Origin of the sequence: Oxynema mangrovii CENA135, assembly GCF_016632315.1 — a bacterium.
Taxonomy (GTDB): Bacteria; Cyanobacteriota; Cyanobacteriia; order Cyanobacteriales; family Laspinemataceae; genus Oxynema; species Oxynema aestuarii.
This window is the reverse complement of sequence record NZ_JAEOXH010000001.1, coordinates 3,406,705-3,428,211: the sequence shown is the minus strand read 5'-3', so window position 1 is coordinate 3,428,211 and position 21,507 is coordinate 3,406,705. Positions and strand designations below refer to the sequence as shown.

The following is a 21,507-nucleotide window of genomic DNA, read 5'->3' as shown; positions in this document are numbered from 1 at the left end:
AAAGAGTCAGGCGTATCCCGCGCGATCGAACACCGTGCATCCGTCACAACCATTCAGTTATGACCCAAGTAGATACCCCTGAAAACGCCACCCCGGAAACCCTCGACGGGCATCACCGGACCCCCTGGCGCGAATACTTCACCTTCAGTACCGACCACAAAGTTATTGGTATTCAATACCTCGTCGTCACCTTCATCTTCTACCTGATTGGCGGCGCCCTCGCTACCGCCGTTCGCACCGAACTGGCGACCCCGGAAGTCGATTTTGTCAGCCGGGAACTCTACAACAGCCTATTTACGATCCACGCCACGATCATGATCTTCCTGTGGATCGTCCCCGCCGGAACCGGAGCCTTTGGCAACTATCTGATCCCCCTGATGATCGGCGCCAAAGACATGGCCTTCCCCCGGTTAAACGCCCTCGCCTTCTGGATGATCGTCCCCGGCGGAATCTTACTGATCCTCAGCTTCTTCGTCAGTGGGGGCGCCGCCGGAGCCGGATGGACCTCCTACCCGCCCTTGAGTACCATGGGTAGCAAAGCCGGGGAAATGCTCTGGATTCTGAGCGTCTTAATCCTCGGAACCTCATCGATTATGGGCGGCGTCAACTTCATCACCACCATCCTCAAAATGCGGATGCCGGGGATGACCCTCAACGACATGCCCTTATTTTGCTGGGCGATGGTCGCCGCCTCCATTTTGATTTTGATGTCCACCCCGGTCTTGGCGGGGGCCTTAGTCCTGCTCAGTTTCGACCTGATCGCGGGAACCGCCTTCTTCAATCCGATGGGAGGAGGAGATCCGATCGTTTACCAGCACATGTTCTGGTTTTACTCCCACCCGGCGGTGTACATCATGATCCTGCCGATTTTCGGCCTGATCTCGGAAATTCTGCCCGTTCACGCCCGCAAGCCGATTTTCGGCTATCAGGCGATCGCCTATTCCAGCTTGGCGATTAGCTTCCTCGGTCTGATTGTCTGGGCTCACCACATGTTCACCAGTGGTACCCCCGGCTGGTTGCGAATGTTTTTCATGATCGCCACCATGATTATCGCCGTCCCCACCGGGATTAAAGTCTTTAGCTGGCTGGCGACGATTTGGGGCGGCAAATTGCGGCTCAACAGCGCCATGTTATTCGGACTCGGGTTTATTTCGATGTTCGTCATCGGCGGTTTGAGCGGGATCATGATTGCGTCCGTTCCCTTCGACATTCACGTTCACGATACCTATTTCATCGTCGCTCACCTTCACTACGTCCTCTTTGGCGGCAGCGTCTTCGGTCTCTACGGCGCCATCTATCATTGGTTCCCCAAAATGACCGGACGGATGATGAACGAAACCCTCGGACGAGTGCATTTCGTTTTAACTTTGGTCGGCTTTAACCTCTGTTTCTTGCCGATGCATTACTTAGGATTGCAAGGAATGCCCCGACGGGTGGCGGAATACGACCCGCAGTTTGCAACGGTAAATATGGTCTGTACCGTCGGCTCGTTCTTGTTGGCGATTTCTACCTTTCCGTTGATTATCAATGCGATTTGGAGTTGGATTCGCGGCCCGCAAGCGAGTGGCAATCCCTGGAAAGCGCTGACGTTGGAATGGCAGACCAGTTCGCCGCCGCCTGTAGAGAATTTCTTGGAGGAACCCGTATTGTGGACGGGGCCTTACGATTACGGGATCGACTCGTTCGAGCGCGGCGATCGCGATCGCACGGTGAACGAACTGCTGGCTGAAGTGAAAGCCGATGTCGGTTAAATCGGAGTAGGTAGGGATACGGGATCTCGTATCCCTGCACCCCGTGCAGACTTTAATTTTTTCTCTGTTTTCTCTGTTGTTATTGTTACCGAGTACAACTCATGCAAGGTTCCACTGTTGACTCTTCGGAACGTGTCGTTTACGGGGAAACTCGTGGGGGACATGGCGCCGCTCACGAAGAACATCCAGACCATCGTATTTTCGGGATCGCGATGTTCCTGATTGCCGAATCGATGATTTTTCTGGGGTTATTTGCCGCTTACGGCACATTTCGCCTGATGAACCCGACCTGGCCCCCGGAAGGAACGCCGGAAATGGAGTTGCTCGTCCCGGGGATCAATACGATTATCCTGATTTCGAGTAGTTTCGTGATGAATCAAGGCAATCGGGCGATTAAGAATGACGATCTCAAAGGATTGCGCCTCTGGTTTGGGGCGACCGCATTGATGGGAGCGATCTTCCTCGCCGGGCAGCTTTACGAGTACAATCACACGGGTTTCGGTCTGACGGATAATATTTTTACGAGTACGTTTTACGTGTTGACCGGGTTTCACGGGTTGCACGTTTGTTTTGGTTTGTTTTTGATTTTGGCGGTGTTGACGCGATCGCTCAAAGCCGGACGTTACAGCAGCCACGCTCATTTCGGACCGGAAGCGGCGGAGTTGTACTGGCATTTCGTCGATGTCATTTGGATTATTTTATTTACGATTCTGTATCTGTTGTAGGGGCGATCGCCTCCGGTTCGTTGGGCGTCGAGTGTCCCTATTTCCCCCATCCCTTAAGGGTTCGGGGGTATTTTTTTGTTTGAATTTTTCCATATAAGGCTGGCGATCGGCGTTTTTAATTCCGCTTCATTTGTAGTATCGCTTTATTGAAATTTCCCAGATGACCGAAGGGATGAAAGTATAGAGCGATTTCTAGATCGAGTTCACCGAGGATCCCCCCCAACCCCCCTTAACAAGGGGGGAGTTCGGTCAAGGCCCCCTTGTTAAGAGGGGATTTGGGGGGATTGAGGGGGATTGAAGTTGTCCCTGATGGGTTTGAAAAAAGCGATAGTTGTCCTTCATGGAAACTTTAAAGACTCGGTGAAATGGCGATCGCCGCTCCCTCTCCTCACCATCCCAGTAATTCTACGGATAAACTCCGTTGCCGCCGCCAAGGTCAAATGTATTTTTTTGATAAAGATACTGGTATTTCGCCAATTTCTGCAATATTCTGAAGAAACGAAGCCCACAAGCCCGTAATTTCACGGATGCCCGTTGGAGGCGATCGCCGTGGTAATTTAAAATCGCATTTAAAAAAAAATTGTCAACATCTCACTAAAAAGGGAAACAGCGCGAAAAACAGGGAACCGGGCGATCGCCAACAAGGTTTTGAATGGCGATCGGGCGATCGTTGCCATAACTTTGTGTTAAAAGCAATGTAAACAAAAAGCAATTATTCAACTTTTCATCAAACGAGTTTAAGTTGACAACTTCAATTCCAGCGAGTTAAAACAAAAAAATAGTTCCGAAAAACTCGAAAATCATTTTTTAAACCTTAGAAACAGTTAAAACAGTAAAAGGTTTTATAACTGGGTTTTAAGGACTGTTTCTCGCGAGCTTTTCTCGTAAACAACCAAAAACGGGAAAAATTTACTCAATTCGAGTATAAAATAACGATCGAAACGAGGATAATTCTGCATGAAAGTTGCAATTTTAGCCGGAGGACTGGGGACCAGAATTTCCGAAGAAACGGAAACCAAACCCAAACCGATGGTCGAAATCGGCGGAAAACCGATCCTGTGGCATATCATGATGAACTATGCCTATCACGGATTTAAAGACTTCGCGATCGCCCTCGGCTATAAAGGCGAAGCGATCAAAAAATACATGGTCGATTACTGTTCGCTCAACAGTAACCTCACCGTCAATCTCGGTACCGGAAACGTAGACGTACACGGCGGAATGCGCCTCGATTGGAAAGTCGATTTAGTCGATACCGGACTCTACACCAACACGGGCGGACGGATCAAAAGACTAGCCCCTTACGTTAACAACGAAACCTTCATGCTCACCTGGGGTGACGGCGTTTCCGACCTTAACTTAAGGGATCTTTTAGACTTCCACCGTTCCCACGGAAAACTCGCCACCCTCACCGCCGTGAGACCCCCAGCGCGTTTCGGACATTTGGAAATCGAAGGCGATTCCATCTGTGAATTTTCCGAAAAACCGCAAACCAAAGAAGGGTGGATAAACGGCGCCTTCTTCGTCCTCGAACCTGGCGTGTTCGACTACATCGAAGGAGACGATACCCAGTGGGAAAAAGCCCCCTTAGAAAACCTCGCCAAAGACGGACAACTGATGGCGTATCGCCATAACTCCTTTTGGCAATGTATGGACACCTTGCGCGACAAACGGCTTCTCGAAAGCCTGTGGATGAGCGGTAAAGCACCTTGGAAATTGTGGGAGGATGACAATGCGATTGTTAGTGACGGGACACAAAGGATATATCGGCACAGTGATGGTACCCCTATTGCTGGAAGCCGGGTATGAAGTCGTCGGATTAGATAGCGACCTTTACCAGCGCTGTACCTTCGGCGAAGGTATCCGCGAAATTACTGAAATTCAAAAAGACATTCGCGACGTCGAACGGGCTGACGTCGAAGGCTTCGACGCCGTTCTACACTTAGCGGGTCTCTCCAACGACCCCCTCGGCGACTTAAATCCCGACCTGACCTACGACATCAACTATCAAGCGTCAGTCAACCTCGCCAAACTCGCCAAACAAGCTGGAGTCGAACGCTTTATCTTCTCCTCCTCGTGCAGCAACTACGGCGCCGGAGGTCAAGACTGGCTGACGGAAGAGTCCGCGTTCAACCCCGTCACCCCTTACGGCGAATCCAAAGTCCGGGTCGAACGCGACGTCGCCGAACTCGCCGACGACAACTTCAGTCCCACCTTTTTGAGAAACTCCACCGCCTACGGCGTTTCTCCCCGACTGCGGTTCGATTTAGTCCTCAATAACCTGGTCGCCTGGGCGTTTACCACCGGACGGGTTTATATCAAAAGCGACGGCACCCCCTGGCGGCCCATCGTTCATATCGAGGATATTTCCCGCGCCTTCCTCGCCGTTCTCGAAGCACCCCGGGAAGCGATTCACAATCAAGCCTTTAACGTCGGGCGCAACGAAGACAACTATCAAATCCGGGAATTGGCCGATATCGTTAAAGAAACCGTTCCTAACTGCGAGATCGAATATGCCAAAGATGCAGGACCGGACAAACGGTGTTATCGGGTCGATTGCAGTAAAATCTTGCGCGTGCTGCCGAATTTTAAACCGCAGTGGAACGCCCGCAAAGGGGCGCAAGAACTGTACGACACCTATCAAAAAATCGGCTTGACCCTCGAGGAATTTGAAGGGGCGAAATACAAGCGCATCGCTCACATTCAGCAATTGTTGTCTACCGGAGAACTCGACAGCAATTTGCGGTGGAAAACGGCAGTTCCTAAAGTAAGTGCCGTGTAATTCGTTCGTCGTCGCGCGTTTGGGCTAAATCTGTAGGTTCAGACGCGCTACACCCAGTATTTTTTAGCGTATCGGAAAGAATTTATGAACGCTTCACAGCCGACGTGCCGCTCTTGCGGACATTCCGATCTCAAACCGATTGTTTCTTTTGGAATTACGACCCTGGCCGACGCTTTAGTGACGAAAGAACAACTCGGTGAAGAAGAATATACTGCTCCTTTGGACTTGGTTTTTTGTCCCGAATGTACTTTAGTGCAGATTACCGAAAGTGTGCCGCCGGAAATTCTGTTTTGTCGGGATTATCCTTATTTTTCTTCAGTTTCTAAATCGCTGCTCGAACATTTTGGGAAGAGTGCCAGAGCATTAATCGAACGGCGATCGCTGGATGAAAAGAGTCTGGTCATCGAAGCGGCAAGTAATGACGGTTACATGCTGAAAAACTTCGCCGAGAAAGGGATTCCCGTATTGGGAATCGACCCGGCGTCCGGTCCGGTAGAGGCTGCCCGCAAAGCGGGGATTGAAACTCTGTGTACGTTTTTCGGCAAAGATCTCGCCCGTCAGTTACGCGAAGAAGGGAAACAAGCGGACGTATTTTTAGGGAATAATGTTTTAGCCCACGTTCCCGATTTAAATGGGTTTGTTGAAGGGATTAAAATTCTGTTAAAAGAAACTGGGGTGGCGGTTATCGAAGCCCCTTACTTGGTGGATTTAGTAGACCACTGCGAATTCGACACGATTTATCATCAACATTTGTGTTATTTTTCGGTGACGGCGTTAGATCGGTTATTCCGCCGTCATGGATTATTTCTCAACGACATCGAACGGACGTCGATTCATGGCGGTTCGTTGCGGTTGTTTGTGGAACCGAAGGAAGCAGTCGCCGATTCGGTGAAGGGGTTGTTAAAAATGGAAGCGGAACGGGGAGTAGACCGACTGGATTATTATCGGGATTTTGCCGCCCGGATTAAAGCGATTAAAACGAAGTTGTTAGAGATTCTTTGGGGTCTGAAAAAAGAAGGAAAAACAATTGTCGGATACGGGGCGGCGGCGAAGGCGACGACGTTGTTGAGTTATTTCGGGATCGATACGGAATTGCTCGATTATATTGCCGATTTGAATCCGTTCAAGCAGGGGCGATATATGGGGGGCAATCATATTCCGATCGTGGCGCCGAGTCAGTTGTTAGAAGATCGGCCCGATTACGTGTTGATTTTGGCGTGGAATTTTGCCGAAGAGATTATGCAGCAACAGTCTGCCTATCGGGAACGGGGGGGAAATTTTATTATTCCGATTCCGGAACCGAAGGTGGTATGAAATGAGCGGTAATCGTTGGAGGCGATCGTGTATCGTCAGTGGTTAGTTTTCTGTTTGTGTGCTTTGGTTTCGTTCAGTTTGGTGACGTGCAAGCCATTTGTGCTGCTACCGACTCGGGGACATGAGGTAGCAAACGGCTGGGTTCACCTGTCGAGTACACGAGGAGAACTGCCCCGGTTGGGTTCTTCAACCGAGCAAACGGCGAGTGTGGTTTTCGATTTCGATCGCGACGGCGTTAATGATTTCGCGATCGCCGCTCGCGGTCGCGGACCGTCGATTGTAGGATATCGGCGATCGGCGACGGGGTGGGACGCTTACGCGATCGAACCGGAGACCTTAGCGATTGAAGCGGGGGGAGTCGATTACGACATTGACGGGGACGGCGATCGCGATCTGGTCTTCGGAGGGGATTATTCCGACCCTCACCTGTGGTGGTGGGAAAATCCCCATCCGAACCACGACCCGGAAACGCCCTGGAAGCGGCGGGAAATCAAGAATTCGGGTCCGAACAAACATCACGACCAAACGATCGGGGATTTTGATGGGGACGGGCGTGCGGAGTTGGTATTTTGGAATCAGAAGGGCGATCGCCTCCTGCTCGCCGAGATTCCCGAGAATCCCCAACAGACCGAACCGTGGCCGTTTGTCGAAATTTTTCACAGTGAGGGAGAGTCGGAAGGACTGACTCAAGGGGATATCGACGGCGACGGACAGCTCGATCTCGTCGGCGGCGGTCGCTGGTTTAAATATGACGGCGCCAACGGTTATCGACCGCAAACGATCGACGACGGGCAGAAATTTGCTCGGGTGGCGGTGGGACAGTTGGTTCCCGGAGATCGCCCGGAAGTGGTGTTTGTGGTGGGGGACGGTCGCGGTCCGTTGCAATGGTACCAGTGGAACGGGAGTCAATGGATCGGTCGAGATTTATTGGGATTTGAGGTAGACCACGGTCACTCGTTGGCGGTTGGGGACGTTAATGGGGACGGACATTTAGATATTTTCTGCGCCGAGATGCGCTTGGATGGCGGCAATGACGATGCCAAGATGTGGGTCTTTTACGGGGATAGTCGCGGTCAGTTTACCCGTGAGGAGATCGCCACCGGGTTTGGCAATCACGAATCGAAACTGGCGGATTTAGATGGGGATGGAGATCTCGATATTTTAGGCAAACCCTATAACTGGGAAACGCCGCGTTTGGATATTTGGCTCAACGAAGGGGACTGGCACAAACGGGAGATCGATGCTCGCAAACCCTGGCGAACCGTCGCCATTGAAGCGGGGGATCTCAATGGGGACGAGTGGCCGGATGTGGTAACCGGGGGTTGGTGGTACGAAAATCCCGGCTCGCTGGAGGGAAATTGGAGACGACGGGCGATCGGCGCCCCGCTTTATCAGATGGGGACGGTCTACGATTTCGACGGCGATCGCGATTTAGATATTTTGGGGACCGAAGGGAAAGGAGCTGACGCCAACGCGCGCATGGTCTGGGCGCGCAATGACGGTTTCGGTCGGTTTACCATTTTCGAGAATATCCCCGAGGCGGAGGGGGATTTTTTGCAAGGGGTCGCGGTGGGTTCGTTTCGGGGAGAGCGGTTACAAGTGGCCTTATCTTGGCACGAGACGGGACGAGGGGTGCAGATGTTGACCGTTCCGCAACAGCCCGATCGCCAGTCTTGGACTTGGGAGCGGATTTCCGAGGCGGCTCAAGATGAAGCCCTCAGTGCGGGAGATATCGATCGCGACGGCGATTTAGATTTGCTGCTGGGCACGAAGTGGTTGCGTAATGACGGCTCGGGATGGAGTCTGCAAACTCTGGCACGGGCGGACGGGGATCCCGATCGCAATCGCTTGGGGGATCTCAATGGAGACGGTCGTCTCGATGCGATCGTCGGTTTTGAAGCGATCTCCCAACCGGGGCCGTTGGTGTGGTACGAACAAGGAATGGAAGTTACCCAGTTCTGGACCGAACGGGCGATCGCCACTCCGGTCGGTCCGATGAGTTTGGATGTAGCGGACTTCGACGGCGATCGCGATCTGGATGTCGTCGTCGGCGAGCATCAGTTGGAGCATCCGGAAACCGCGAAAGTATATTGGTTTGAGAATCGCGACGGTGCCGGTCTTCAGTGGCAGTCCCATCTGGTTGCCGTGGGCGACGAACACCATGACGGCACTCAGGCGATCGATCTCGATCGCGACGGCGATCTCGACCTGATTTCGATCGGTTGGGGACACGATCGCGTTCTCATTTACGAAAATACGAGGGTTTCGGGCGATCTTCATGCAAGTCCCGAGCCATAAACTCCGAAGAAATACGCATGGCACCCCTGCACGAAGGAGAAAATTGACCAAAATTCCGTATTTCTTCTTAAAGTTCTCATCAAGATTAAATAAAGTTTTTATCAAAACTCCGTGAAGATGCTTACATCTGGGCGGGGATCGGATTATGATGGGGAAGAATTCAGAAGGATTTAGCGAGCTCGGATCCTTTTGAGGTTGGGTCGATCGCCATCTTAGGTATTGAAAAAGATCGTCAGAGAACGTCCTTTTTGAAGTGACGGTCTCGACCTAGAGGGGTTCCTTTCGGCAACCCCCAGATTTTAAGTGGGAATTGATTGTATTTAACTTGTTTTTTCAATACCTAACTTGGGTTTTGAACACAGATAGGGCTGTATCTTACTTAGTTGGATGACAAGAAATGGATCGTCATTTTGAACAGACAAACAAACATCTTGCTGGCTCTTCATGGTCTCGAATTGCTTTTATCGACCCGAGTATTGACGATTATTTATTTTTGACTGCTAACTGTGCGTCAAACATTCAAGTTATTATTTTAGATTCTAGTAAAAGTGTAATTAGTCAGATCGATGACGCCTTAAAAAGGAATAATTACCTAGAAGCAATTCATCTAGTTACCCATGGAAAACCGGGAGAGCTAAGATTAGGAAATTTTGCCCTCAATCGGGAAAACCTCGATCGCTACTCCTCCTTATTCAAACAATGGAAAAATCGTCACCCAGATCTTTCAATTTTACTTTATGGCTGCAACGTTGCCGCCGGAGAACGAGGCGCCCGCTTTGTCGAACGGCTGCATGAAATTACGGAGGCGGCGATCGCCGCTTCGACCCGAGTGGTCGGCTCTCACTTGTTAGGGGGAAGCTGGGATCTCGACTTCAAGATCGGCCAGCCCATCTCTGACCTCGTCTGGTCCAAAGCCGTCCGCGATCGTTACCGCTTCGTATTTTCCGACCCCTTCGCCTCAGACGACTTCAACAGCAGCAGCCTAGGGACAAACTGGACATTCGTCAACCCGAGAGGAGACAGCAACTACAGCCTCACCGGAACCGGAACCAGCGACGCCTACCTAGAACTGGAAGTAGCAGGAGGAAGCTCCCACGACGCTTGGAAAAGCAGCAACAACAGCGTGAGAGTCATGCAAGGGGTGGGAAACGCCGACTTTGAAACTGAAGTCAAATTCGCCAGCGAACCGAGCCAAGCCTACCAACTGCAAGGAATCCTGGTCGAACAAGACAGCAGCAACTGGTTGAGATTCGACACCTATCACAACGGAGAAAGCCTGCGCCTATTCGCCGCGACCACGAGCAACAACAACTCGCAAGTGAGGCTCGACCAGACGATCGCCAGTGGAAGCGCCAACTACCTCAAACTGAACCGCCAAGGGGATCTGTGGAGCCTGAGTTATTCCGCAGACGGACAAAATTGGAATAGCGCCGGAAGTTTCAGCCACAGTCTGACGGCGAACGCGATCGGGCCATTTGCAGGCAATGCAGGCAATTCACCAGCATTTACTTCACAAATCGATTACTTTTTCAACACCGCCGCGCCAATCGTACCCGAAGACGAACCCCTACCGAATCAAGCCCCCATCGCCAACGACGACAGCAAAACCTTAGAACCCGGGGAAGCAGTTACTGTAGCGATTCTGGACAACGATAGCGACAGCGACGGTAACTTAGACCCGAGTAGCATCGCGATTGTAGACCAACCGAGTGCGGGAAGCGTCAGCATCGACGCCACGACTGGGGTAGTGACTTACAGTCACGACGGGTCGGCTACCACAGCAGACAGTTTTACTTATACTGTCGCCGACGACGACGGGGACCTGTCCAATCTGGCGACGGTGAATGTGAGTATCCAGGAACCGAACTTAGGAACGCCAATTATTGATGTTTGGTATGGATTAAACCAAGCGTTCGGTCAAATCGGTCAGCCGCAAACCTGGGTCAACCTGTTAGGAAATGTCAGCGATCCCGATGGGATTGCTTCGTTAAGCTACCAACTCAACGGCGGATCGAGCATTCCTTTATCCCTCGGACCGGACGATCGCCGCTTGCAAAATCTGGGTGATTTCAATGTTGACATTGCTTACAGCGATTTAGACGGGTCTGCAACGGACGATTTCGTGACAATTTTCGCGACAGACACCCTGGGGAACACCTCAACTCAAACGGTGAGTGTGGATTACGAATCCGGTCAGGTGTGGCCCGAACCTTATGCGATCGATTGGAGTGCGGTATCGAACCTCCAAGATGCGGTTCAGGTGGTCGATGGGTTGTGGCATTTAGAAGGGGATACGGTTCGCACGAGCATACAGGGATACGATCGCCTCCTCGCCATTGGCGAAACGACTTGGGACGATTACGAAGTCACCGTACCCGTGACGGTCAACAGTACGGATTTACCGAGCAATGCGACCGAGGCGGGGGTCGGGATTATGATGCGCTGGACGGGGCATACGGACGATCCGGTGCCTAACTGGCAGCCGAAATCGGGCTGGAATCCCCTCGGGGCTTTGGGATGGTTTTATAAAGAACGGCTGGAAATTACGGGGAATTACTTAAAGACCCTGAGTGAAGCCCCCTTCACTCTCCAAGAAGGGGTCACCTACAACTTCAAGATGAGGGCTGAAGGCAATAATTACAAGTTGAAGGTGTGGGACGCCAATCAGGCGGAACCGACGAACTGGAATTTACAAGGAGAAGGAAGTTCTTCCGATCCTCAAAATGGATCGATCGTGTTGGTGGCTCACCATTACGATGTCAGTTTTGGCGATGTCAATATTACCCCTGTGGGAACGGGTTCGCCGACTCAACAAGCCCCGATCGCAAATAATGATAGTACGACGGTGGCGATCGCGGGTTCGACGACTATCGATGTTTTAGGCAACGATAGCGATAGCGATGGGGTGTTACTCCCGCAAAGTTTGGAAATCGTTGACGCGCCTTTGTACGGGGCGATCGCGATCGATGAGAATGGGGTCGTCAGTTACACCCACGACGGTTCGGGAACCACGGAAGATAGTTTTAGCTATCGAGTCAGTGACGATGACGGGCTGTTCTCGAATACGGCGCAGGTGGCGATCGCGATCGAGCAAAATCCGACCCCCAACCTAACTATCGTCGAGTCCAATAACAGCACGATCGTCGGAGAAGACGGCACCACGGACAGTTACACCCTCGTGTTGACAACCCAACCGACTGACGACGTCACCGTTACCCTCACTCCGGACGCTCAACTGAGTGTCCAACCGTCGAGTGCGGTCTTCACGCCGCAGAATTGGAATGTCGCGCAAGTGGTGAGTTTGGCTGCGGTGGACGATACCCTGGTTCAGGGCGATCGCCTCGTTTCCCTGTCCCACGCGATCGCCAGTAACGACCCGGCGTATGACAACCTCGCCGTTGCCGATCTCGATGTTGAAATCGTCGATGACGACACCCCCCCCACTCCCGTCTATTCGGAAGTTCGCATCAACGCCGGAGGCAGTGCGTACACCGACCGTTCCGGTCAAACTTGGCTGGCGGATACCTACTTTAACGGCGGCGATACCTACACCTCTTACGCGGCCAAAATTCAAGGAACGAGGGACACATCCCTGTATAAAACCGAGCGCTGGGGTGACAATTTTGGCTATAACATTCCCGTGGAAAACGGCGTTTACGACGTTAACTTAGGGTTTGTCGAAAGCTACTACCAGCAAGCCGGACAGCGTATTTCCGATATTTTTGCCGAAGGCGAATTAGCCATCGACGATCTCGATATTTGGACGGAAGCGGGAGGGGCAAAAGACAAACTGGTGATGAAAACCATCGAAGATGTGGCCGTGACCGATGGTTATTTAGATCTCAACTTAGTTTCCAGTGTCAGTTATGGCAATATCCAATCGATCGAAATCGTCCAACCGGAAGATCCCGTCGTCGTGGAAGGAGGAAAAAGCGATCGCTACGTGTTAGTTTTGCCCTCTCAACCGACCGAAAATGTCACGGTCGATATCGGTACGGGCGATCGCACCGATGTCGATCTAACCAGCGTTACGTTTACCCCGACGGACTGGAACGTTCCGCGAGACATTAACATTTTTGCCGTTGACGACACTGTAGTTCAAGGCAGTGAAACCGATTCGATTACCCATCAAATTACCAGCACCGATCCGGTTTATAGCAGTTACCAAATTGCCGATATCGCCGTCAACGTTGTCGATAATGACATCCCCATCCGCATCAATGCAGGAGGCGAAAATTATACGGATACCTTTGGCCGCAAGTGGTCTGCAGATAATAGCTTTGTGGCGGGAACCGCTTACACCTCCGAACGACTCGTCGGCGTTACGCCAGATACGCTACTCGATCGCACCGAACGTTACGGGACTGACTTTTCTTATGCGATCGCCGTGGAAAATGGCACTTACGATCTCAATTTAAGTTTTATCGAAAACTTCTTTAACCAAGCCGGAGGAAGGGTTTTTGATATTACCGTAGAAGGTCAATTAATCTTCGATGATTTCGATGTCTGGACTGAAGTCGGGATGGATACCCTGTTAATTAAAACGATCGAAGATATTCAAGTCAGTGATGGGGTTCTCGATGTGAACTTCAAGTCCAGCGCCAGCAATGCCTTTATTCAAGGAATTGAAGTTTTAGCTGCCGGAACGGGACAAAACAATTTAGTTTCGGGAGGATTTGGCAACAACAAAATTTTCGGCGTCGATCCGACGATCGCCGACCCCGGACGGGGTGAAATTGACGAACTCACCGGACTTGGCGGATACGATACTTTTATGTTAGGAGATGCGACAACAGCTTACTACGACGATGGCATCGCTTTAGAAAGTGGGCTGCAAGATTACGCCGTCATTAAGGACTTTTCTCCTCAATCCGACGTGATTCGCTTGCATGGTAGCGCCAGTGACTATCAATTAGGAAATTCGCCGGAAGGATTGCTGACCGGAACCGCAATTTTCCGTCAGACTAGCGCCGAAGCCGAACTCATTGCTATTATCGAAAACGAAACGAATCTCAATTTAGCCTCGAGCGCGTTTCAATTCGTATAAACGAGTACAAATCCGAACCGATCGCGCCTCCATTCTCGCTATTTTAAGGTTGGGGACAGCTCCTCAAGTTTCACGGCGCGATCGGCTTCAACTTTTTTTAACATTTTCGGCGTTTCAAGCTTCCGTTTTTGAGCAAGTTTAGCAAAACTAGGAATTTAAGATGACTCAAACTAAAATCAGCACCGATCTCTACTCTGGCGATCGCCGGATCGAACAGACTTGTCCGAATTGCGGTCATTCCCATTTATCGACCTTTTACGAAGTCAAAAAGGTTCCCGTTCACAGTTGTTTGATGATGCCGAATGAGGCAGAAGCCTTGAATTTTCCTTGTGGAGATGTCCTGCTCGCTTTTTGCGATCGGTGTGGGTTTATTACCAATTTAAAATTTGACTCGAAGTGGTCGGCTTACGCTCCCAATTACGAAGATCAACAAAGCTTTTCGCCAACCTTTAATAAATTTGCCATTCAGCTCGCCGATCGCCTGATTGAAAAATACGATTTACATCATAAAAACATTCTCGAAATTGGTTGTAGCAAAGGCGATTTTCTGATTTTACTCTGCGAACGTGGCAACAACCGAGGAGTGGGAATCGATCCGAGCGTCGTTCCCGGACGAGTGCAAAGTGAAGCCGCCGATCGCATTACCTTCATTCAAGATTACTATCAAGAGAAACACGCCGAGTATGTCGGTGATTTCATTTGCTGTCGCCACACCCTCGAACACATTCAACCGACCTCTGAATTTATTAAAATCGTCCGGCGTTCGATCGGCGATCGCACCGATATTCCCGTATTTTTTGAGATTCCCGATACCATTCGCGTACTCAAAGAACTTGCTTTTGAAGATATTTATTACGAGCATTGTTCCTATTTTACCCCGGGTTCTCTCGCCCGACTCTTTCGGAATTCCGGTTTCGAGGTCACCGATTTGTATCGAGATTATGGCGATCAATATTTGATGATTGAAGCTCTCCCCATTGCCGAATCAAAATCGGAAAAAGTTCATTCTTTTGAAGAGAGTCTAGAAGACCTCACCCAACAAGTCCAATATTTTGCCAGTCACATTCAAGAAAAACTTGATATTTGGCGCGATCGCCTGTCGCAACTGCAAGCCGAAAATAAAAAAGTCGTCGTCTGGGGATCGGGTTCCAAATGTGTCGCTTTTCTGACAACTTTAGACACCTTGGATAAAATTCAGTACGTCGTCGATATCAATCCCCACCGACACGGTAAATTCATTCCAGGCGTGGGCAAATCGATCGTCTCTCCGGAGTTTTTAAAAGACTATCAACCCGACGCGATCGTCGTGATGAATGCTATTTATTGCAATGAAATTCAAGAAATGCTAGATAATATGGGAGTTCGTGCCGAACTGATGGCCTTATAGCAATTGGCGCTGTCATGAGGTACAAGAGGTGAAGATCCCCCCAACCCCCCTTAAAAAGGAGGGCAGTGAAAGTCCCCCTTTTTAAGGGGGATTTAGGGGGATCGAAATGTACCGCCCAACAGCGAAAACTGCTGTATAACGATCGAGATTTAGGCGATCGCCCCTCCCGTTTGTTGTAGACATTGGCTGAAGAATGCAATATCCAATTTACTTTTACATCCCTAAATCCTGTTGGCCTGAAACCATTCCGGAAGATGTCGATCGCCATTGGGATATCTTTATTGTAGGGCCGTACAATTGGACGTTGCAAACTTATTGCCGCCTGAAAAGTTATGGGTTTGGATGCGAACTGGTCGATCGAATGCCATCAAAGGGGATTGTTTTTACCCACCGGGATTATTTAGATGATGGTTTTCAACCCAGTTCGCACCTCCTTTTAGTCTGTCTGCAAGCCGATCGCTTTCCCCATCCTTACGCACAACTGCACGTCGTACAAAATCCCAAACAAGTTGTAAGAAGCTCCAACAAGTTTGGCAGTAAATATTTTCTACCCCACTGGCCCCAACCCGGATTAATTCCACGGGATCCCAACCGGGGCGATCGATTTGAAAATCTGGGATATTTTGGGGTTGAAAAACAACTGGCTCCCGAACTTTTAGAGCCTTCTTATCAAGAAAAGTTAAATCAACTCGGCTTGAAAAACTGCACCATCAATACCGAACATACAAACCAGCAATATCGCTGGAATGATTATTCACAAATTGATTTATTTGTGGCCGTTCGCAGTTTTAAAAAACGGGAAGAATATCTTCGCAAACCCGCTACCAAACTGTACGGAGCTTGGCACGCAGGAGTCCCCGCCATTCTCGGATATGAGTCCGCTTATCGGGCCGAACGTCAGAGCGAACTCGACTATATCGAGGTAGCTTCTGTAGAAGAATTGTTAACGGCGATCGAGCGATTGCGAGATGATTTATCATGGCGCAAAGCCATTATTGAGAATGGCAAAAAAAGAGCCCAAGAAACCGAACCCAAGCATCTCACCGAACGTTGGATCGAGGCGATCGAAACTGTTGCAATCCCCACATACGAAGCCTGGTGTTCCGAGTCGGAATCTGCCAGACAGCAATTTTTCAAAAATAATTACTTAATTTTGATTCAAAATAAACTAGAAAGGAGTGCTAAAGAAATTAGTAGTAAAGCTGGAAATTTAATTCAAAAACTTAAAATTTCTTAAAAGATCGGTAATTAAGGATGCTGTATCATTAAGGATGGTGTTATGAGTTGCGATCGCCTCCCTCGCTTAATTGTTGGCTTACCTGTTTACAACGGCGATGATTTTTTAGAAGACTCTTTAAAAGGGTTACTGTCACAAACTTATACGAATTTTAAACTCGTTATTTCCGATAACGGTTCTACGGATAAAACCCAACAAATTTGTCAGGACTATGCCGCCCGAAATTCGCGAATTGACTACCACCGTCATGAGGTCAATCGGGGAGCAGCATGGAATTATAACTATGCCTTTGAAGTCGATCGAAGTGAATATTTTAAATGGGCAGCCCACGACGATATTTGTCAACCTGAATATCTCGAACGTTGCGTGGAAATCCTCGACCGCTATCCCTCTGTCGTCCTCGCTTATCCCCGAACTCGTTTCATTGACGAACGAGGGGAATTGATTCGACCGGACTATACTGACGACTTAAATTTAAGACAATCCAAACCCCATCAACGCTACGGTCAATATTTAGATGTTCTTTATCGGAGTGGTCCGCAAGGCTGTTCTAAAATTAGTCCAATTTGGGGAGTAATAAGAACGGAAATTTTACGAAAAACTCCTTTAATTGGCAACTATAATGCATCGGATTTAACCTTATTGAGCGAACTCGCTCTCTGGGGGGAATTTTTTGAAATTCCCGAATACCTTTTTCTCCGCCGAGAACATGCCGGACAATCCGTTAAAGCTCATCGGAGTGCGTCCGAACGGGCCGCTTGGTTCGACCCTACGAATAAGCGGGTAACCCTACCAACTTGGGAACGGTTCGGTCACTTTCTTCGGGCGATCGATCGCGTAAATTTAAGCTGGAGTGAAAAAGTCTTATGTTATTTAGAATTGCGAAGATGGTTGTTGTTTTCTCCGATGGGATGGAGGAAAATGGGACGAGAAGTTAAAATGTCAGTTCTGGATTATTTAGAATATCAAAAACAACGCAATACCGCAAATATCAAAAATTAAATTAACGGCGATCGCTTAAAAGTCTTTGAAATCTTTTTGAAATCTTTTTGAAATACCCGTGTCCAATCAACTAGATCCTAGATCGGCGATCGCCGTCAATTTTAAAAAGGTTTGATTTAATTTCATTTGATTTCATTTAACTTTCAGCGATAACAAACGAGGTAAGCATCAATGTACGATTTTACAATTATTGGGGGTGGTATTGTCGGACTTTCTGCCGCCCTCCATTTAACCCAGACTTACCCAGATGCCAAGATTCTCGTCCTCGAAAAAGAGGAAGAATGGGCATTTCATCAAACGGGAAATAATAGCGGCGTCATTCACTCGGGAATTTATTACAAACCCGGTAGCTTCAAAGCAAAATTCTGCCGCGACGGTCAACGTTCCATGGTCGAGTTTTGCCAAGAACACGGCATCAATTACGAAGTTTGCGGTAAAGTCATCGTCGCGACCGAAGCGAAAGAATTGCCGTTGTTAGATAAACTTTACCAACGGGGTTTAGACAATGGTATTCCCGTTGCCAAAATTTCCGGAGAAGAAGTGAAAGAGATCGAACCTTACGTCAATTCTTTGGCGGGGATTCGGGTCGAATCGACGGGAATTGTAGACTATCGCGGCGTCTGTCAAAAATATGTCGAATTGGTTCAAAATCGGGGCGGGGAATTGCGCCTCAATACTAAAGTCGAGCAAATTCAGCATCGAAGCGGGGAATTAGTTATCCAGACGAATGCGGGTGAATTTTCGACGCGGTTCGCGATTAATTGTGCGGGACTGCACAGCGATCGCATCGCTCTTTTGGAAGGGGTCGATCCCCAAGCTAAAATCATTCCCTTTCGCGGTGAATATTACGAATTAAAACCAGAAAAACGATATTTGGTTAAAAACCTCATTTATCCCGTTCCCAACCCTGATTTTCCCTTCCTCGGGGTTCACTTCACTCGGGCGATTGACGGGTCGGTTCACGCCGGACCGAATGCGGTCCTCAGTTTCAAACGGGAAGGGTATCGAAAAACCGATTTTGACTGGCAAGATTTTGTCGAAATTATGACTTATCCGGGATTGTGGAAACTGGCGGCAAAATATGGCAATGAAGGGGTGAAAGAAATTGTGCGATCGCTGAGTAAAACTGTTTTCGTTCGCAGTTTGCAACGGTTAATTCCGGAAGTTCAGGCGGATGATGTGATTCCAACTCATGCGGGAGTTCGGGCTCAAGCTTTGATGAATGACGGGATGTTGGTCGATGATTTTTTAATCGTCGATGGAGAACGGGCGATGCATGTTTGTAACGCCCCTTCTCCGGCGGCGACGGCTTCTTTAGAAATCGGAAAAGCGATCGCCGATCGCGTCCGAGACCGTCTCAGAACGGCAAATCAAATGCATTTATCGGTATAAACCAACTTGAGATGAAGCTGATGAGCGATCGCCCCCAACTCAATTGGAATCATAGACTAGAAAAAGCGGCTTTGCCAATTTTTATTGGTGGCTTTCTTTTCGTGGCGATCGCCACTTTATTTCCTTTCGATTTTTACCTACCCGATCGCTTCTCACTGGCAAATTTATTAGACAGCTTCCATTTAGCTCCTTCTCGACAAACGGCATTTAAAGATTTAGTTGAAAATTTAATCTTATTTCTACCCCTAGGATTCGGCGCAAGTGGGTTGCTAGCAAAAACCCAGTTAAACCGTTGCATTCAGTTGAGTTTAATCTTAATTGGTAGTGCTTTTTTCTCGTCTAGTATTGAAACGTTGCAAGCCTTTTTACCGTCCCGACATCCCACGGGAACGGACATTTTAACCAACACGATCGGATCGGGATTGGGATATTTTACATTTTGCCATTGGCGATTCCAATTAGCGCAGGCGATCGCCCGGATCCTGCGTCGAATTCGGCGAGGAAGTACGGTTAAAAATTTAAGTTTTATTTATTGGGGATATTTTCTAATTATTTTAATCATCTCCAGTGCAGTTCAGACGACGACCAATCTGAGTAACTGGAATACAGATTATCCCTTAATTATTGGCAATGAAGCGACGGGCGATCGCCCGTGGAACGGTTCAATCTCTCAATTGGCGATCGCCGATCGCGCCTTGTCCGACACAGAAATCAATACCCTATTTCAACAAGAATCTAAATTTTCACTCAATTCATCATCTTGGCTAATTTCTTATCAGTTCGATCGCCCCAATCCTTGGCAAAGTCGCGATGAAATTTCACTGCCCTTGTTGACCCCAGCAGAATCATTAAAGCCCGAAAAAGACGGCGTGTTAAAGTTGGGTCGCGATCGCTGGTTACAAACGCAAGGATCGGCAAAAAACTTGATAAAAATTCTCCGTCAACAGCATCAGTTTAGCTCGATCTTGACTTTAGCTACCCTCGAAGATCGACAAAGCGGTCCGGCGCGTATTGTTTCCCTATCAAAAACGCCATTTGAGCGCAATTTGACCCTGGGACAAGAGGGAAACGATCTGGTATTTCGGTTGCGAACGCCAATCACCGGACGCAATGGAATGAATCCGGAATTTGTCGTTCCCAATTTTTTTCGCGATCGCCAATTTCATCGCTTACTGATCGCTTACGATGGCGCAAATTTAGCGTTTTATCGCGATCGCCCAACGCCTTTCTCTGAAATTCGTTTAACTCCAGATTTTATTTTATTTCGCTATTTATTATTAAACTTTGAAGAGTCAGTTTTACGCTTAGATGCACCAAATGCGATCGTTTATTGCATTTTCTATTACAGTGTAGTTTTTATTCCCCTGGGAAGTTTGGCGGCAACGATTGGATACCTAGTATCCCGCGATCGCCCTTCGATCGCTCGTTTGCTAATTCTTTTTGGAACAATTTTGCCGGGGTTTTTGCTGGAATTTCTGTTAAGTCGCATTCGCGGGACTGCCATGGCGGGCGATCTCCTGTTGTGGAGTTGGGCGATCGCGAGTTTAGCAGTTTTGGGAGTGATAAAATATCTTAGATCGCGCTCCCTTCAAGTTAGTTAAACCTCTAAAAAATCATAGATTTAAGATGAAGCGTTATCGTGCTAGGCTGGACAACTCCTTCCTGCTTGACATTCTTAGCTATGCTTTCCCGGATTCCGATGCAGAACATGGCTCTTACTTGATTTTGATGCGTTTACCCTGGGATCTGAACCCTTAGAACCGACCTTTTTTAATGCGTTTTTGGTATGTTTTCGATGGGGTGGAAACTGGATAATCCCTAGCTGAAAACAGGGAATCGCGAGGAGGTCACCCGGTCAACCGATCGGTAAAATTTAAGCCCCTTTTAATTTCTCTAACACTCATTTGTTCGGCTTTGAGGGCGGTTTTGAGTAAATGCATGGCTTGTTGTGGATTGCCACTGCCACAAAAGAATAAATCGGCAGCGAAATAGCCAAATTCAGGCCAAGTATGCAAGGCAATATGAGATTCGGCGAGGGTAGCGGTGGCGGTGACCCCATGGGGACTGAATTGATGGACGCACAAGTTAATCAGGGTGACGCCTCCGGCGGCGACGGCTTCAATTAAAGCGTGGCGAATGAGATCGGGATCGTCGAGTAAATGAGTGGGACAGTTCCAGGCATCTATAATTAAATGAATACCAATTTGTTTCATCATCAAAATTTTGGGTCTGAAACCCCGTCTCTTCGACTTAGCTCAGGGCAAGCTTTCTAGGACGGCTTTATGGTACTATAGCAATGGTTAACAGACCCATCCGTGACGCAGACGTAAGAGAAAGCCTAAACGTGACGAAATCTGGTGGCAACCAGGGGCGCAGAAAGCTCGGTAGACTCAGGAATTGAGGATAGGGCAATAAAAAGTATAAACTGTTTAAGTTTTAACCCGAGGATCTACCTAAAAATTGCAATTTTCTGTTGGAGATTTCAACACATAAGAACTGCCGGACTTGCGGGGATAGTCGGTGGAGCGAACGTAAGGCCATAAAACTCTTTAAGGGTGGAGGCGGTTGCAAT

Annotated in this window: 13 protein-coding genes; 12 read left to right on the top strand and 1 reads right to left on the bottom strand. The window is 48.9% G+C overall.

Features of this window, described 5'->3' with window-relative positions; translation table 11 throughout:
* Positions 1-59 precede the first annotated feature (59 nt).
* The 12 genes from ctaD to JJD41_RS13325 all read left to right on the top strand — a co-directional run bounded on the left by ctaD (position 60) and on the right by JJD41_RS13325 (position 20,536).
* Entirely contained in the window at positions 60-1,751 is a 1,692-nt protein-coding gene (gene ctaD, locus JJD41_RS13380; protein WP_200666652.1) for a cytochrome c oxidase subunit I, read from the top strand.
* Between the two features lie 101 nt (positions 1,752-1,852).
* Positions 1,853-2,476: a cytochrome c oxidase subunit 3 gene (locus tag JJD41_RS13375; protein ID WP_168567897.1), complete on the top strand. Its 624-nt coding sequence runs from the start codon at positions 1,853-1,855 to the stop codon at positions 2,474-2,476.
* A 957-nt stretch (positions 2,477-3,433) separates the two neighbouring features.
* On the top strand, positions 3,434-4,285 hold the full coding sequence (rfbF, locus tag JJD41_RS13370; protein ID WP_200666650.1) for a glucose-1-phosphate cytidylyltransferase: 852 nt from the start codon (positions 3,434-3,436) through the stop codon (positions 4,283-4,285).
* On the top strand, positions 4,209-5,258 hold the full coding sequence (locus JJD41_RS13365) for an NAD-dependent epimerase/dehydratase family protein (protein WP_168567899.1): 1,050 nt from the start codon (positions 4,209-4,211) through the stop codon (positions 5,256-5,258). Before rfbF ends, JJD41_RS13365 begins: the two co-directional genes overlap by 77 nt.
* An 84-nt stretch (positions 5,259-5,342) precedes the next feature.
* Positions 5,343-6,572 (top strand): class I SAM-dependent methyltransferase, encoded by a 1,230-nt coding sequence (locus JJD41_RS13360; RefSeq protein ID WP_200666648.1) that lies wholly within the window; start codon positions 5,343-5,345, stop codon positions 6,570-6,572.
* A 27-nt stretch (positions 6,573-6,599) separates the two neighbouring features.
* Entirely contained in the window at positions 6,600-8,870 is a 2,271-nt protein-coding gene (locus tag JJD41_RS13355; protein WP_200666646.1) for an FG-GAP repeat domain-containing protein, read from the top strand.
* A gap of 397 nt (positions 8,871-9,267) precedes the next feature.
* Positions 9,268-13,917, top strand: a complete 4,650-nt coding sequence (locus JJD41_RS13350) for a malectin domain-containing carbohydrate-binding protein (RefSeq protein ID WP_200666644.1) — start codon at positions 9,268-9,270, stop codon at positions 13,915-13,917.
* A gap of 160 nt (positions 13,918-14,077) precedes the next feature.
* Positions 14,078-15,304 (top strand): class I SAM-dependent methyltransferase, encoded by a 1,227-nt coding sequence (locus tag JJD41_RS13345; RefSeq protein WP_200666642.1) that lies wholly within the window; start codon positions 14,078-14,080, stop codon positions 15,302-15,304.
* Positions 15,305-15,497: 193 nt separating this feature from the next.
* On the top strand, positions 15,498-16,541 hold the full coding sequence (locus tag JJD41_RS13340; RefSeq protein WP_200666640.1) for a glycosyltransferase: 1,044 nt from the start codon (positions 15,498-15,500) through the stop codon (positions 16,539-16,541).
* A 42-nt stretch (positions 16,542-16,583) separates the two neighbouring features.
* Positions 16,584-17,543 carry a glycosyltransferase family 2 protein gene (locus JJD41_RS13335; protein WP_200666638.1) on the top strand — a complete coding sequence of 320 codons (960 nt, stop codon included), beginning with the start codon at positions 16,584-16,586 and terminating at the stop codon, positions 17,541-17,543.
* 171 nt (positions 17,544-17,714) lie between these two features.
* The gene (lhgO, locus tag JJD41_RS13330; RefSeq protein ID WP_200666636.1) at positions 17,715-18,935 is read left to right on the top strand and encodes an L-2-hydroxyglutarate oxidase; all 1,221 of its coding nucleotides are present in this window, start codon (positions 17,715-17,717) and stop codon (positions 18,933-18,935) included.
* A 20-nt stretch (positions 18,936-18,955) separates the two neighbouring features.
* The gene (locus JJD41_RS13325; protein WP_200666634.1) at positions 18,956-20,536 is read left to right on the top strand and encodes a VanZ family protein; all 1,581 of its coding nucleotides are present in this window, start codon (positions 18,956-18,958) and stop codon (positions 20,534-20,536) included.
* A gap of 246 nt (positions 20,537-20,782) precedes the next feature.
* Here JJD41_RS13325 and speD read toward each other — a convergent pair whose 3' ends face one another.
* Positions 20,783-21,148, bottom strand: coding sequence for an adenosylmethionine decarboxylase (speD, locus tag JJD41_RS13320; RefSeq protein WP_200666632.1), 366 nt, complete (start codon positions 21,146-21,148; stop codon positions 20,783-20,785).
* Positions 21,149-21,507 lie beyond the last annotated feature (359 nt).